Genomic DNA, 15,482 nt, shown 5'->3' on the forward strand with positions numbered 1-15,482 from the left:
AGGAAGATGGACAGAAGATGATTATGAAGCTCGAAGAACGTCAGAGATTACGCCAGGACGAAATCATCGTCGCGGCACGCCGCTGCTTTTGCGCAAGCGGGTTTCACGCGGCCAGCATGTCGCAGATCGCCGGCGAAGCAAAGTTAAGCGTTGGACAAATCTACCGCTATTTCAGCAACAAAGACGCCATTATCGAAGAGATGGTGCGCCGCATCATTGACTCCCGCATCGCTGAGATCGAAGGCAAGATACAGATCGATCGCATGCCGCAGATCCTGGCCTGGCGGCAATCGTTGAACGAAGACGACGATAAGCTGATGCTTGAGATGTCCGCGGAGGCTACAAGGAATCCGCTGGTCGCTTCGATGCTCGCCGAAGCCGATGCGCGCATGTTCGCCAACGCCTGCGAATCTTTAAAAAAGCAGTACCCGCATCTTAGCGAAGAACAAATTCACTGCTGCGTGGAGATCATGGCGGTAATGGTGGAGGGCACCCTTTATCGCCGCCTGACATTGCAAAAAGCCTCGGCGGAACTCCTCGAAAAACGTTACCGGAAAATAATTAATATGCTTCTGGATGCTAATTAAGGGCAAAAAATTAACCGGGTAAAATAACCCTCTATTTTTTGTTGCCATTAATAGTGGGTGCACCCTATTACGATACTTTCAAATAACCTTTGCCCCCGCGATACATTAGTGGGAAGGGTGTTGTTTATTCTGGAAAAAATATGAAATATATAACCCTGTCCATCGCGGCATTATTCCTCCTCAGCGGCTGCGATAATACACAACCCGCAACGCCCGACTCGCTCCCTGAAGTCGGCGTTGTTACTTTAACCAGCCAGCCGGTTGCGGTGACCAGCCAGCTAATCGGCCGTACCGCCGCGACGCTCAGCGCGGAAGTCCGTCCGCAGGTCGGGGGCATTATTCAGAAACGGCTTTTTAATGAAGGCGATACCGTTAAAGCCGGACAAAAGCTGTACCAAATCGACCCCGCCAGCTATCGCGCTGCGTATGACGAAGCCGCCGCAGCGTTAGAGCAGGCGCAGTCGCTGGTACAGGCTGAATGCCAGAAAGCCCGGCGCTACGCGCAACTGGTAAAAGATGACGGCGTGTCGCGTCAGGATGCGGAAGATGCTAAGGCTACCTGCGCGCAGGACAAAGCCAGCGTGGAATCGAAAAAAGCGGCGCTGGAGAGCGCACGCATCAATCTCAACTGGACAACGGTTACCGCTCCCATTAGTGGACGTATTGGTATCTCTTCGGTCACGCCAGGCGCGCTGGTGACCGCTCAACAGGAGACCGCGCTCGCCACCATTCGCGGGCTGGACAGTATGTACGTCGATTTGACGCGAACCAGCGCCGATCTGCTGCGTTTGCGCAAGCAGGCTCTCTCTTCAGACAGCGATACCCTGAGCGTATCGCTGATTCTGGAAGATGGCAGCACCTACAGCGAAAAAGGCCGCCTTGCGCTGACGGAAGTCGCGGTGGATGAATCTACCGGTTCAGTCACGCTGCGCGCCGTGTTTCCCAACCCCGAACAACAGCTCCTGCCGGGAATGTTTGTGCGTGCCAAAGTGGATGAAGGCATTATGAACGACGCCATTCTCGCGCCTCAGCAGGGCGTAACCCGCGACGCCAAAGGAAACGCCACCGCGCTGGTGGTGAACGCCAGCAATAAAGTCGAACAACGCACTTTGCAAACCGGCGACACCTATGGCGATAAATGGCTGGTGCTGAGCGGGCTGAAAGCCGGCGATAAGCTGATTGTCGAAGGTACAGACAAAGTCGCCGCAGGACAGAAAGTCAAAGCCGAAGAGATAAAAGAGAGCGGAGGAGACGCCTGATGTTTTCCCGTTTCTTTGTCCGTCGCCCGGTCTTTGCATGGGTGATTGCCATTCTGATTATGCTCGCCGGGATTCTGGCGATCCGCACGCTGCCCGTGGCACAGTATCCGGACGTTGCGCCGCCATCGGTGAAAATCTCCGCCACCTACACCGGCGCTTCGGCGCAGACGCTGGAAAACAGCGTGACTCAGGTTATCGAGCAGCAGCTTACCGGGCTGGATAACCTGCTCTATTTCACCTCCACCAGCAGCTCCGATGGCACGGTGAGCATCAACGTCACCTTCGAGCAGGGCACCGATCCGGATACCGCTCAGGTACAGGTGCAAAACAAAGTGCAGCAGGCCGAGCCACGCCTGCCGAGCGAAGTGCAGCAGGCGGGTATCACGGTGGTGAAATCCCAGAGCAACTTCCTGCTGATTATGGGCGTGTATGACAAAACCGACAAAGCCAGCAGCTCTGATATCGCCGACTGGCTGGTGAGCAACGTGCAGGACCCGCTGGCGCGCGTTGAAGGCGTCGGGAGCCTGCAGGTGTTCGGCGCGGAATACGCCATGCGTATATGGCTCGATCCGGCGAAGCTGGCATCTTACTCGCTGATGCCGTCCGACGTGCAAAGCGCGATTGAAGCGCAAAACGTGCAGGTTTCAGCGGGTAAAATCGGCGCGCTGCCCTCTTCTTCGGCCCAGCAGCTCACCGCAACCGTGCGTGCCCAGTCGCGTCTGCAAAACGTCGAGCAGTTTAAAAACATCATCATCAAAAGCCAGACCAGCGGCGCGGTGGTGCGCATCGGCGACGTGGCCCGCGTGGAGATGGGCAGCGAAGATTATACCGCGACCGCGAAGCTGAACGGTCATCCGGCAGCCGGCGTGGCGGTGATGCTCTCGCCGGGCGCGAACGCGCTCAGCACGGCGACGGCGGTAAAAGAGAAAATCGCCGAATTCAAACGCGCGATGCCGGAAGGCTATGACGTCGCCTATCCGAAGGACAGCACTGAATTCATCAAAATCTCCGTTGAGGACGTCATTCAGACGCTGTTTGAAGCCATCATTCTGGTAGTGGTGGTGATGTATCTGTTCCTGCAAAACATCCGCGCCACGCTGATCCCGGCGCTGGCGGTGCCGGTAGTATTGCTCGGTACGTTCGGCGTGCTGGCGCTGTTTGGCTACTCCATCAATACCCTGACGTTGTTTGCGATGGTGCTGGCGATAGGCCTGCTGGTGGACGACGCCATCGTGGTGGTGGAAAACGTCGAGCGTATTATGCGCGACGAAGGGCTGCCCGCCCGGGAAGCCACTGAAAAATCGATGGGTGAAATCTCAGGCGCGCTGGTGGCGATTGCGCTGGTGCTCTCGGCCGTATTCCTGCCGATGGCGTTCTTCGGCGGCTCGACGGGCGTTATCTACCGCCAGTTTTCGGTCACCATTATCTCGGCGATGCTGCTCTCCGTGGTGGTGGCGCTGACCCTGACGCCTGCCCTGTGCGGCAGTATTCTTAACCACACGCCGCCGCATAAAAAAGGCTTCTTCGGCGCGTTTAACCGCTTTTACGGCAAAACCGAGCACGGCTATCAGCACCGCGTGCTGCGCGTTTTACGCCGCTCCGGCAGCGTGATGGCGGTGTTCATAGTGCTCTGCGGCGCGATGGCGCTGGCGATGTGGAAACTGCCGGGCAGCTTCCTGCCCAGCGAGGACCAGGGCGAAATCATGGTGCAGTATACCCTGCCCGCCGGCGCAACGGCGGTGCGTACCGCCGAGTTGAGCCGCAAAGTGACCGACTGGTTCCTTAATAAAGAGAAAGACAACACCAACGTTATCTTTACCGTCGAAGGCTTCAGCTTTAGCGGTAGCGGCCAGAATGCCGGGATGGCGTTTGTGTCGCTGAAAAACTGGTCAGAGCGCAAAGGCGAAGAGAACACCGCCCAGGCGATTGCGCTGCGCGCGAGTAAAGAGCTGGGCGCCATCCGCGATGCCACCATCTTTGCCATGACGCCGCCGTCGGTAGACGGCCTTGGCCAAAGCAACGGCTTTACCTTTGAACTGCTGGCCACGGGCGGAACCGATCGCGATACGCTGCTGAAAATGCGCAACCAGCTCATTGCCAGCGCGAATCAGGACGCTTCGCTGCAAGCCGTGCGCGCCAACGATCTGCCGCAGATGCCGCAGCTACAGGTGGATATCGACAACAACAAAGCCGTGTCGCTGGGGCTCTCCCTGAGCGACGTCACCAGCACCCTCTCCAGCGCCTGGGGCGGCACCTACGTGAACGACTTTATCGATCGCGGCCGGGTGAAAAAGGTCTACCTGCAGGGCGATAGCGATTACCGAGCCGCGCCGTCAGATCTCAATAAGTGGTTTGTTCGCGGCAGCGACGACAGCATGACGCCGTTCTCCGCTTTTGCCACCACCCGCTGGGAATACGGCCCGGAAAGCCTGGTGCGCTACAACGGCTCGGCGGCCTATGAAATCCAGGGCGAGAATGCCAGCGGCTCCAGCTCCGGGACGGCAATGACCAGCATGGAAAAACTGGCGAACAGTCTCCCCTCCGGCACGACCTGGGCGTGGAGCGGTTTGTCCCTGCAGGAAAAACTGGCGAGCGGCCAGGCGGTGAGCCTGTATGCCATCTCGATTCTGGTGGTGTTCCTGTGCCTGGCGGCGCTGTACGAGAGCTGGTCGGTGCCGATCTCCGTCATTCTGGTGATCCCGCTTGGCGTGCTGGGCGCGGCGCTGGCGGCATGGATGCGCGGCCTGAATAACGACGTTTACTTCCAGGTGGCGCTGCTGACCACAATCGGCCTGTCGTCGAAAAACGCCATTCTGATCGTCGAGTTTGCCGAAGCGGCGGTAAACGAAGGCTATTCCCTGTCGCGAGCCGCGTTACGCGCCGCTCAGACACGCCTGCGTCCGATAATTATGACCTCACTGGCGTTTATCGCAGGCGTCACGCCGCTGGCTATAGCATCCGGCGCGGGCGCCAACAGCCGCGTGGCGATCGGCACCGGCATTATCGGCGGGACGCTGGCGGCGACGCTGCTGGCCATTTTCTTCGTTCCTTTATTCTTTGTACTGGTGAAACGTCTTTTCTCCGGTAAACACCGCGCCTGGAGGCAATGATGTTCCGACTTTCCGTATTAGTTCTTGCGCTGCTGAGCGCGGGTTGTGTGTCGCTGGACCCAACGTACCAGCGCCCCGCTGCGCCCATCCCGGCAACGCTTCCCGGCAATCATGGCGAAGCCACGACGGTGATCAGCAACTGGCAGCAGGTGGTGAACGACGCGCGGCTGAAAAGCGTGGTCGCTATGGCGCTTGATAGCAACCGCGACGTACAAAAAGCGATTGCCGATATCGATGCCGCCCGCGCCCAGTATGGCGAAACGCGCTCGTCCTTATTCCCGACGGTGGATGCGGAGCTGAGCCATACCCGCAGCCGTACCCTGGCAAGCGGGGTAACCACCAGCGATGAGGCCAACGGCGCGGTTTCCAGTTTTGAACTGGATTTGTTCGGCCGCAACCAGAGCCTGTCGCGCGCGGCACGCGAGACCTGGCTTGCCAGCGAGTTCACCGCGCAGAACACCCGTCTGACGATGATTAGCGAACTGACCAGCGCCTGGATAACTCTGGCGGCGGATAACAGCAATCTGGCGCTGGCGAAATCCACCATGGAAAGCGCGGCCGATTCGTTAAAAATCGTTAAACGCCGGCGGGAAGTTGGTGTCGCTGCGGCAACAGACGTAAGTGAAGCGATGGCGGTTTACCAGCAGGCGCGCGCCAGCGTGGCAAGCTACCAGACGTTAGTGATGCAGGACAAAAATGCGCTGAATCTGCTGGCTGGCGACACGGTGCCGGATGCTCTGCTGCCCGGCACGCTGGAAAGCCTGAGCGATAATGCCATTACGCTGATCCCGGCAGGCGTGAGCTCGGGTACGCTGCTGCGCCGTCCGGATATTCAGGAAGCCGAGCATAACCTGCAAAGCGCCAACGCTAATATTGGCGCGGCACGGGCCAATTTCTTCCCGACCATTTCGCTCACCGCAAGCGCAGGCGTCGGCAGCAATTCCCTTTCATCGCTGTTCAGCCACGGCATGAAAGTCTGGTCTTTCGCGCCGTCTGTCACCCTGCCGCTGTTTAGCGGCGGCAATAATATGGCGCAGCTGCGCTATGCCGAAGCGGAGAAAAAAGGGTTGATCGCCACCTACGAGAAAACTATTCAGAGCGCGTTTAAAGACGTAGCCGACGCGCTGGCGCGCCGTGAAACGCTGAGCGAGCAACTCGACGCCCAGCGCGAATACGTGGCGGCGGAGCAAAAAACTTTGGATGTGGCGAAGCGCAGCTATCAGGCTGGCGCGGGAGATTATCTGACGGTGCTGACCGCACGGCGGTCGCTGTGGTCGGCGCAGGAATCGCTGATTGCGCTGCAACAAACCGATTTCGAAAACCGCGTCACTCTCTGGCAGTCGCTCGGCGGCGGCGTTCAGTAACGGCCAGGCCGGGCGGCTATGCCCGGCAAGGTTTACAGAAGTCAGCAACCAGAGCCGTTTATTAAGACGGCTGAGTACCCTTACTTCACCATATAGCCGTACAAACGCTTAATGCCGTCCGCATCCGTTTCGCTGTAAACGCCCTGCAGCTCCGGTGAAAAGCCCGGCAGCATGTTTACGCCCTCCTCCAGCGCCAGGAAATAACGCAGCGCGGCGCTTCCCCAGATTTCACCCGGCACCACGCAAAGCACGCCCGGCGGATACGGCAATGCGCCTTCTGCGGCAATGCGCCCTTCCGCCTGGCTTAAACGCACCAGCTCGACGTTGCCGCGGATAAACTCGCTGTGAGCATCCTGCGGGTTCATCGCTACCGGCGGCAGGCTGGTTTTGCGGAACATCGATTTTTGCAGATCTTTTACTTCAAAGCTGACGTAGAGATCGTGCATCTCCTGGCAGAGCTGGCGCAGCGTGTAATCTTTATAACGCACGGAATATTTCTGGTAGATAGTCGGCAGCACCTCGGCAAGCGGCGTGTCATCTTCAATGTGCTGTTCAAACTGCGCAAGCATCGCCACCAGCCGCGCCATTTTTTCCGTACTTTCCGCAGGCGTCAGCAGGAACAGGATCGAGTTGAGGTCCGCTTTTTCCGGCACCACGCCGTTTTCACGCAGGTAGTTTGCGAGGATCGCAGCCGGAATGCCAAATTCAGCGTAACGGCCAGTTTGTGGATCTATTCCCGGCGTGGTCAACAGCAGCTTACAGGGATCGACAAAATATTCGTCTTTCTCATAACCTTCAAAACCGTGCCAGCTTTCACCGGGCTCAAAACTGAAGAAGCGACGTTCCTGAGCAATGATATCCGTAGGATGATCCTGCCACGGCCTGCCTGCCACAACCGGCGGAATAAAGGGTTTGATCATTTTGCAGTTGGCGACGATCGCCTTGCGCGCTTCGATCCCAAGCGCCACACATTCTGCCCACAGGCGGCGGCCGCTCTCCCCTTCATGAATTTTGGCATTCACGTCCAGCGCCGCAAAAAGCGGGTAAAACGGGCTGGTGGAGGCGTGCAGCATAAAAGCGTTGTTCAGGCGCTTATGCGGGCAGAATCGCGCCTGGCCGCGGAGATGGTTATCTTTTTTGTGGATCTGCGAAGTCTGCGAGAAGCCGGCCTGCTGCTTGTGCACCGACTGGGTGACAAAAATCCCCGGATCCTTTTCATTAAGCTCCAGCAGCAACGGCGAGCAGTCCGCCATCATCGGTATGAACTGTTCGTAGCCGACCCAGGCGGAGTCAAAGAGGATGTAATCGCAAAGGTAGCCGATTTTGTCCACCACCTGCCGCGCGTTATAAACGGTGCCGTCATAGGTGCCGAGCTGGATAACCGCAAGGCGGAACGGGCGTTCATCCTGCGCACGATCCGGCGCCACTTCGCTGATTAAATTTCGCAGGTATGCATCGTCAAAACAGTGCGCATCAATGCCGCCGATAAAGCCAAACGGGTTACGCGCCGCTTCAAGATAGACCGGCGTCGCGCCCGCCTGAATCAACGCGCCGTGGTGGTTGGATTTATGGTTATTGCGGTCGAACAGCACGAGGTCGCCACGAGTAAGCAGCGCATTGGTCACCACTTTATTAGCGGCCGAAGTGCCGTTGAGCACGAAATAAGTTTTGTCGGCGTGAAACACTCTGGCGGCAAATTTCTGCGCATGCTTTGCCGATCCTTCATGGATCAGTAAATCACCCAGCTTCACGTCCGCGTTGCACATATCAGCGCGGAATACGTTCTCGCCGAAGAAATCATAGAACTGACGCCCGGCGGGATGCTTCCTGAAAAACTCGCCGTGCTGATGGCCAGGGCATGCAAAGGTGCTGTTTTCCATCGCCACGTATTTAGTCAGCGTATCGAAGAACGGCGGCAGCAGGCTCTCTTCATACGCAACGGCCGCGGTTTCCAGTTCCAGATAATCCTGCGCTTTACCGGTGATAACGCCGGTAAAATCAGCCTGTTCATCCGGCTGGGTTTCGGAAACTAAAAAGACCGGAAGGTTAAAGCCCGTGCGTTTAAGCAACGCCAGAATGCCGCAGCGGCTGTCTGCAACTGAGAGCACGACCGCCGCAACATCGGTAAAATCGGTTGCGTCGAGCGCGACCACTTCACGATGGGTGGAAAGCGTGGCAACCACGTCGTGGCTGGCGGCAATTTTCAATGATTTCATATGCACAAATCCCAGAGCTTAGGATGAGTGAGTGCCTGAAGGCACGGCAAAGGGATCGTCTCCCCGGCGAATGCGTCTTGCGGAACTTCTGGAGGTAACCACTCCGGCCGCCAGACATCAGTAAAACCAGGCCGCGTCACCTGATTTTACTGTTGTCCTGCAGTGAGCGTGCCTTGCCTTCACCGCATAGTGGGCGAGGGTCTTCGGGAGAGCGCGGAAAGGGGAACGAGCGCCATCGAGAGATGTCGGTGAATACTGACTGTGAACATCAATAAGCGCCCCGTTGCATGCGTAAAATTCCGAGCAATCATGGCACCTTCTTAACAAGGGTTCAAGACGCGCGGCGTAACGGGGATACAACGTAGCGCACATTATTCATGCAAACGCATGCCCTTCCCCTATAAAATCATTGACGAAGAAAAGGCTTTACGGTTTAATGCGGCCCGTTGCCCGGATAGCTCAGTCGGTAGAGCAGGGGATTGAAAATCCCCGTGTCCTTGGTTCGATTCCGAGTCCGGGCACCACTATTTAAAGAAACCAGCCCTATGGCTGGTTTTTTGCTTTCTGGAGCATGGACTTTTCATCCGGATTATTCGTCCTGCCCACGAAAGACAGAACCTCCTGCAGCTCCCGCTTTGTTTTATCGGCCGTCATCCTCGTAACTACCTTAACAGCCGAAATGAGTTAACAACCTTTTCCATCACCCTGCTATCCTTTCTGACGACTCAGGCAGACATAGGTTGGCAGCGTTGAAAACATAAACAGATAATTACCGTTTTGCTGCTTATGAATTTGCGTATAAATATTTTTATCGGGATAAACAAAAAAAGCAGGTTCATATTTATCCAGCCAGCTGTCATCTACCTTATCATCAGGAAATTTTAAATTTTTCTCTGAGTGCAAATGATAGATGTTGTCCTTCCTCTGTATACTGAACAAAATTTTCCGGTTAAATTTTTTTTCTGCATCGTTCTGAGAATAGCCGTGCATACTGAGCATCCCGCCCGTCTCCCCAAATCTATAGCTTAGCCAGAGCACCAGAGTTTCATCAGGAAAATGCTGAACAAAATGTGCTTCACATGAGAACTGTCGTTCGTAATAACGTTGCCACAAAAAATAAGTTGTTAATACCGCGGCCAGGGCCAGGCTAAAAAAGAGCGGGAAAATTGCCAGCTGATATCGCTTCATCTTAACGATCCTCAATAAAATAGTCAGAAATACAGCGATTAGATTCAGTCATCGGCTTATTACAGCGAATGACCGAGGCTCTTGGTAAGGCGGCGTATTTGTTAATATAAACCCAGGGGAAGTTGCTACAGCTGGCTGTAAACTGCGTCCCATAGCTTAATGCCTTATCCCGGTCAGCATTAGCCAAAATATCTTTATTAAGAAAAAAACGGCACCCGTGCTCGGTGATGACAAATTGATAACGGTCAAAATAATGACTCTCATTTTTGGCCCCTAAGCTAATGACAGCCATCCCCATCAGCATGATGACGCTGAAGATAATGACGACCAGCCATTTAATACGTCCGGGCACGTTAGCCGCAGGCGTTATATGGGTTTCACCTTCGATTAAGCTAAACGATCTGGGCTCCTCTTCCTCACGCTCGTAAGGGCTGAAGATTTCCGGCGACTGCAATTCTGAGGCAGGATCGGGTATTAACAGTAAGGCGTCATCCTCTGCTGCCTCATCATCCGGTTTCATTAACGGTACGGAGATGGGTACTTCTTTTATGATTATTTTCGTATTGCTTGCAAGAGTTAAACCAATGCGTGGAATAGTGACAATGGGATCGTTTATAAAACCAATTTTTTTTAATCCCTTTCTTAGAATGCAGATATTCTGATAGTAAGTATTGGACGACACCATCATCCCACATTTATGCCAGACCATATCCATAAACTCCTGTTGGGTAACAATTTTCCCCTCGCTTTCGATTAATAACAATAAGCATCGGCCCGCCGGAGAGTTTAAAACCACAACATTCTCAGGATGGTTTAGATCGCGCAATTTGCTGGTTGCGGGGTGAAACTCAACGGCCTCGTTAATAACATAATATTTATGCATAGGATCGATCACAAACTCCCATAATAAAAGATTATAAAGGAACGTAATATCCTAAACAGGACATGAAAAAAGAAAGTAAAAGAAACTAAGCGCTAACAAACAATGTGACTGATAATGCTTAAACTGTACATATTGGCAACAGGCGAAAATTCTTATTTTTCATCTCCTCATTTTGCTGCTTAACCGCTGCGTAATAATGAACATCAGACTCTTTACGAGAGGAGTTTACCTTGCAACAGCGCCCTTTGCACTTATCTAATTTTTCCTGATATGCTCGCATCCATAAACAGATAGCGGCAACCTGTAGCAAACGCATAAAAAGCGTATATATTTGAGCCCGATCCTGGCGTTAGCAACTTATCTCATAATTACGCCGTGGTTGCTTTAGCAGTTAAATATTGCAGCTAGCGGTGACTGAAACATGCTGTCCAATCTCTAAGCATCTTTTTTCAATCAGAACTGGCGCAGGATCCAGACGGTATCTGAACTTTCCCCGTTCCAAAAATCGGCTTCCGCGTCATCATGGCAGCGGCCTGATGGCCAGATAAGCCTTCAAAGTTAATATAACTTAAGATTACTTCAGATTATCTATGCAACGCCCCATGTATAGTGTTTTAACGTAGCTGATTGTTTTCGTGCTTAGAAGATAGATGCCGATACCGTTTATTTTTTAAACTGTCACATAACTTTCATCGCCTGAGGGAATAATATGATTAATGGACATGAAATTAAAAGCTATTTAAATGTTGCACTTCTGGGTGCCGATCATTATGCGCGCCAGGGGATCGCTTCTTTATTGCAGGGAATAGATGCGACAATTACGATAAAATTCTCCCTTAGCGATCCCACACTTCTTGATATACCATTAGCAGATAAAATAGATATTTTATTCCTTTCAGGAACTGAAAAAAGATATTCTGGATTAAACTGTTTACGCTACATTAGTAAAATCCGGATGGCCTACCCGCAATCACTTGTTTGCATGTATTCAGCGCATGCTAACTCTTTGCTGTGGGTCCGTGGAGATATCGATGCCTATATATCGCTACAGGATCCCATTTACTTTTGGCGTACCAGTTTATTAAAAATGATAGATAGCCGCTATTTACCCAAGTCGAAACCGCTGGCGTTATCACTCACAGCAACGGAATGGCGGGTGTTAAAGGGGTTAAAGAAAGGACTGAATATAAGTTATATCGCAAAGAGCGAGAAGCTTTCTTATCGCCGCGTCAGCGCGGTAAAAAACTCAGCGATAAGAAAATTAGGGCTCAGGAATAAGACAGATTTGCTGGTATTTTTAACCAGCTGACTCTGCCGCCCAGAAAACCACCTTGTCATACCAAAACGAGAACATTAAAATTTAAGGTTCATACAGATAATAAGATTCTGTTGATGAGCGGCCGGGTTAAATGCCACCGCAGTGGCCAGAGTCTTTAACTGGATAGCGCCTGTCAGCAGGTCACCACGCCACTGCCGGCATCCATCCTCGCCAGAAGGGGCAAACGCCATGTTTCTGATTGGCGCTAAAAACGCCCCTTTCCCTTTGCCGCTCTGGTTTCACACTGTGACAAAAAGAAGGGCGATTTCACGTGACGACAACAGCGTTACCCTTGAGGCCTGGCAAATCAAAGGACATTCATGGCCGGGTGGAAAAGCAGCAGCATTCGCGCTCTGGATTGGAAATCTGGCATCGCTTTTTCTTCCCGAACGATGACCGACGCTGGTCATGAGAGTTCAGTAGTGGCTGCAAATATTATGCTTTCAGCGTGGAGCGATACCGCCAGCGTTCAGCAAGTACCATGTGGCCAACGCAGCCATTACCTTCCAGATTACATCATCGAATCCCCTTTCATGATGGCTTTAACAGGCGACTCTATTCCTTTGTGCTGGCGTACATTGGCGTACAGCTTTTTTATCACTGTAGCGGGCTAATAACGATGGTGCTGAATTGCTCTGCAGCAGGCACAACGAATCAGTTACTGGTACAGCGCAAAAATATCGCCTGGTCAGGCGGCTAAAGTTAACGGCCTGACATATTTATTTCCTTACATACAAAAATGGGAATAACCTCATGAAAAAATATATTGTACCCATTCCGCTGACGAATAATATTCAGGTAAATATCTTGTCCGCTGCTGATGTAAAACGCAGGAAAATATCTCTCCAGCCATGCATCCGCGACATTATCATCCGGGTATTTTAAAATTTTCTTACTGGTCAGCGGGTAAAACTCACCATCATGCCTGTAGGTAAAGTATATTTTCCTGTTAAATTTCTTAGTCAATCCTTCGGGCGATGAGGACTGGCCATTCAGCGTTACGATCCCATAACCGTTTTTAAACATAAATTTTAGCGATAAATTTATGGAAGAATCTTCGTTATGCTGTATCAAGGCGGCCTGACATGAAAACTGTTGTTTAACTTTAAGTTGGTATAACAGTCGCCCTGCAGCAAAAAGAATAAGCACTACAAGTAAGATAAGCATACCCATTTTAACTTTCATGATATTACTCGATAAAATACTCAGAAATGCAAGAAGTGGATTTTTGAAAAGGCTTATCGCATCGAATGACCGACGTGCGGGAAAGGTTTGGAATCCTTGTGACGTAAATCCAGGGATAGCTCTGGCAATCGTGAATAAACCTTTCGCCGAACCCCTGAGCATGCCCTTGATCGGACTTGCCCGCAAGCGGCTGTGATAATAATATTTCACAGCCTTTAATGGATTTAGCGGAGATGTAATCAGCAAAATAATCAGGCTTCAGCTTAATGAAACCATAGAAAGCCATAAAAATGAACGCTGAAATGATCGTAAGCATCACCAATAAATACCGGTTACGGTATACTTTATTTATCTTATTGCTCCCGGATGAAACGCTTTGTGCAGGAATTATTTCCATAAGGTGCAGTTTATCCGTGCGATTTTCATCTCCCACATTATAGGACTCCTCCACCAGCGCTTCAGACGCAGCTGCAGCAATGCCAGCGGAGCGCGCCATCTCATGACTGGTATCCTTCGCTGTTTCAGCGGTAAGCTTTCTGATCGAGGTTCCTGTCGCTAACGTCAGGCCAATGCGGGGAATTGTCACGATAATATCTTCCCCCAAACCAATACGTTTCAATCCCTTACGTAATACAGAAATGTTCTGATAGTAAGCATTTGATGTTACTCTCATGCCGCTCTGTTTCCAGACGATATCCATAAACTCATGCTGGGTTACTATAGTCCCCACGCGGGAAATTAATAACAGTAAACAGCGCCCCGCAGGGGAGTTAAGCGTTACCACTACGTCTGGATTATGAATATCACGCAGCGTACTCGTTGCAGGATGAAACTCTACGGCTTCATTAATAATGTAATAGTTATGCATAACTTGTGTTGGCGAACCCCGGTCATTCTGGAACATGATGTAAGCATTTACTTACGTAGATAAGATATTTGCGTTTAATTTTTTATCTTCTAAACTCTACATAGCTCACGGACAGGTAAAATAGTAAGAAGCACTTATACGCCTGAGTGAACGACTAGCCAAGGCATATTAAATAAAGTTCACGAAATTAAATAAAAAATCATATTTCTATATATTAAAAACAGCAATGAAATAGACTTCGCTAAGATCGACGCTTTTACAATAACATCTATTAATCTCACACATTATATTTAGAAAAATTATAAGTTAGTAATACAGATATTTTTATTATCCGTGCTTACCAGCGCGCTCGTCAGCCAACATCATCATTTGCTCCGCATTGCCACATACAAATCTGATTTATTCTGCTCTGATGCTAAATCTATTTTCTGGATAAAACATAAGCTTAAATGAGATGTAAAACTTCTGAAATCGCTTATTGTGGGTGGCGCAGGCGACGACCCCACACGTACCACCAGATCATGGGTTAAAGGAAGCCTGGCGCGTGCTGGAAAAGAAGAAGGGAGTAAGAATGAAAAAAGATATGGACTGCCAAAATATCGTCTTAGTAAGCTGCAATTTATATGCGCTAATGGGATTAGAAAGTTTAATAAATCAGTGTACAGAAAGCGTTAAGCTCACCGCATCTGTTAATCATTATACAGACCTTGCCAGCTTGCTTAGTACGCAAAGGATTGACATTGTCATCCTGATACACTGCAATCAGGCTATGGCAGGGATGAACTGGTTCCGATACATTACAGAATTGAAAATAAAATTTCCTCATCTCTTCCTGTGCATGTATTCATCGCATACAACAATATTATCGCCAGTCAGGGATTATTCAGACGCATTTTTTTGTTTTGATGAATCAGTAGAAAGCTGGCAAAAACACTTTAGCCAGCTGCTGGAGTCTGCGAAAAAGGCGCCAAAAGCCCTTAACAAGAAATTAAGCTTAACAGCGCTTGAATGGCTGATATTGAAGGAGATCCAGAAAGGCAGAAGAAATCAGCGTATCGCTGAAAAAACGCATTTAACCTATCGAAAAGTAAGTGCCTTGAAGAGCAGAGCTAAAAGAAAGCTTGGTCTGAAAAATAACACCGAACTATTGCTATTTCTGACCAACTAGCTTAATAAAAATCAGCATCTGATACTGGCAACTCTTTAATAGCCGTAACTGCCGCCCTATCCTATCTTCCGTGGCCTCCAGATCATTTGAACGTGGGAGTTTCCGGAGCTATTATTTTAGTAGCGAAAGCCCATATTATCTTTATGATTACCCTGCCGTGCTTTAATCGCTTAGTTAAGCAATACCGGCGAGATAATGGATTTAGCTACAACCTTTTATAGTTAGCCGTAACACTTTCATCTGCATCTGCATTAACGCACCATCCCGATTTCCCTTAAATGCTTTTTCTTTATCTCGTCCGTCATTATTTTAATCAACATTACTGGAAACGGCCTC

12 protein-coding genes and 1 tRNA gene are annotated in these 15,482 nt (G+C 51.1%); 8 read left to right on the top strand and 5 right to left on the bottom strand.

From position 1 onward, the window contains the following. Positions 1 to 17 precede the first annotated feature (17 nt). The 4 genes from WLO31_RS17180 (at position 18) to WLO31_RS17195 (ending at position 6,320) form a co-directional block, all read left to right on the top strand. Positions 18 to 587, top strand: a complete 570-nt coding sequence (locus WLO31_RS17180; RefSeq protein WP_435927833.1) for a TetR/AcrR family transcriptional regulator — start codon at positions 18 to 20, stop codon at positions 585 to 587. Positions 588 to 727: 140 nt separating this feature from the next. Continuing rightward, a complete protein-coding gene (locus WLO31_RS17185; protein ID WP_435927834.1) occupies positions 728 to 1,846 on the top strand; it encodes an efflux RND transporter periplasmic adaptor subunit in 1,119 nt (372 codons plus the stop codon). Beyond that, complete coding sequence (locus tag WLO31_RS17190; RefSeq protein WP_435927835.1) at positions 1,846 to 4,956, top strand: efflux RND transporter permease subunit; 3,111 nt, start codon at positions 1,846 to 1,848, stop codon at positions 4,954 to 4,956. The genes WLO31_RS17185 and WLO31_RS17190 overlap by 1 nt, the downstream gene beginning before the upstream one ends. Further along, complete coding sequence (locus WLO31_RS17195) at positions 4,956 to 6,320, top strand: efflux transporter outer membrane subunit (RefSeq protein WP_435930656.1); 1,365 nt, start codon at positions 4,956 to 4,958, stop codon at positions 6,318 to 6,320. Before WLO31_RS17190 ends, WLO31_RS17195 begins: the two co-directional genes overlap by 1 nt. 80 nt (positions 6,321 to 6,400) lie before the next feature. On the opposite strand, the gene WLO31_RS17200 is transcribed toward WLO31_RS17195, so the two are convergent. Continuing rightward, a complete protein-coding gene (locus tag WLO31_RS17200; protein WP_435927836.1) occupies positions 6,401 to 8,536 on the bottom strand; it encodes an ornithine decarboxylase in 2,136 nt (711 codons plus the stop codon). 448 nt (positions 8,537 to 8,984) lie between these two features. Between WLO31_RS17200 and WLO31_RS17205 the strand changes: the two genes are divergently transcribed. Further along, a tRNA-Phe gene (locus WLO31_RS17205) sits at positions 8,985 to 9,060 on the top strand. A 184-nt stretch (positions 9,061 to 9,244) separates the two neighbouring features. Here the strand turns inward: WLO31_RS17205 and WLO31_RS17210 are convergent. Continuing rightward, positions 9,245 to 9,724 carry a hypothetical protein gene (locus WLO31_RS17210; protein WP_435927837.1) on the bottom strand — a complete coding sequence of 160 codons (480 nt, stop codon included), beginning with the start codon at positions 9,722 to 9,724 and terminating at the stop codon, positions 9,245 to 9,247. Position 9,725: 1 nt separating this feature from the next. Beyond that, positions 9,726 to 10,619: a winged helix-turn-helix domain-containing protein gene (locus WLO31_RS17215; RefSeq protein ID WP_435927838.1), complete on the bottom strand. Its 894-nt coding sequence runs from the start codon at positions 10,617 to 10,619 to the stop codon at positions 9,726 to 9,728. 697 nt (positions 10,620 to 11,316) lie between these two features. Between WLO31_RS17215 and WLO31_RS17220 the strand changes: the two genes are divergently transcribed. Together WLO31_RS17220 and WLO31_RS17225 are read left to right on the top strand one after the other, a co-directional pair. Further along, positions 11,317 to 11,916, top strand: coding sequence for a helix-turn-helix domain-containing protein (locus WLO31_RS17220; protein WP_435927839.1), 600 nt, complete (start codon positions 11,317 to 11,319; stop codon positions 11,914 to 11,916). 198 nt (positions 11,917 to 12,114) lie between these two features. Next, positions 12,115 to 12,321 carry a hypothetical protein gene (locus WLO31_RS17225; RefSeq protein WP_435927840.1) on the top strand — a complete coding sequence of 69 codons (207 nt, stop codon included), beginning with the start codon at positions 12,115 to 12,117 and terminating at the stop codon, positions 12,319 to 12,321. Between the two features lie 306 nt (positions 12,322 to 12,627). On the opposite strand, the gene WLO31_RS17230 is transcribed toward WLO31_RS17225, so the two are convergent. Together WLO31_RS17230 and WLO31_RS17235 are read right to left on the bottom strand one after the other, a co-directional pair. Next, positions 12,628 to 13,110 carry a hypothetical protein gene (locus tag WLO31_RS17230; RefSeq protein ID WP_435927841.1) on the bottom strand — a complete coding sequence of 161 codons (483 nt, stop codon included), beginning with the start codon at positions 13,108 to 13,110 and terminating at the stop codon, positions 12,628 to 12,630. Between the two features lie 4 nt (positions 13,111 to 13,114). Further along, positions 13,115 to 14,014, bottom strand: a complete 900-nt coding sequence (locus WLO31_RS17235; RefSeq protein WP_435927842.1) for a winged helix-turn-helix domain-containing protein — start codon at positions 14,012 to 14,014, stop codon at positions 13,115 to 13,117. A gap of 535 nt (positions 14,015 to 14,549) precedes the next feature. On the opposite strand from WLO31_RS17235, the gene WLO31_RS17240 reads away from it, so the two are divergent. Further along, positions 14,550 to 15,146, top strand: coding sequence for a helix-turn-helix domain-containing protein (locus WLO31_RS17240; RefSeq protein ID WP_435927843.1), 597 nt, complete (start codon positions 14,550 to 14,552; stop codon positions 15,144 to 15,146). The last annotated feature ends 336 nt before the right edge of the window (positions 15,147 to 15,482 follow it).

It is taken from the genome of Dryocola sharpae (assembly GCF_051307055.1).
Lineage (GTDB): Bacteria > Pseudomonadota > Gammaproteobacteria > Enterobacterales > Enterobacteriaceae > Dryocola.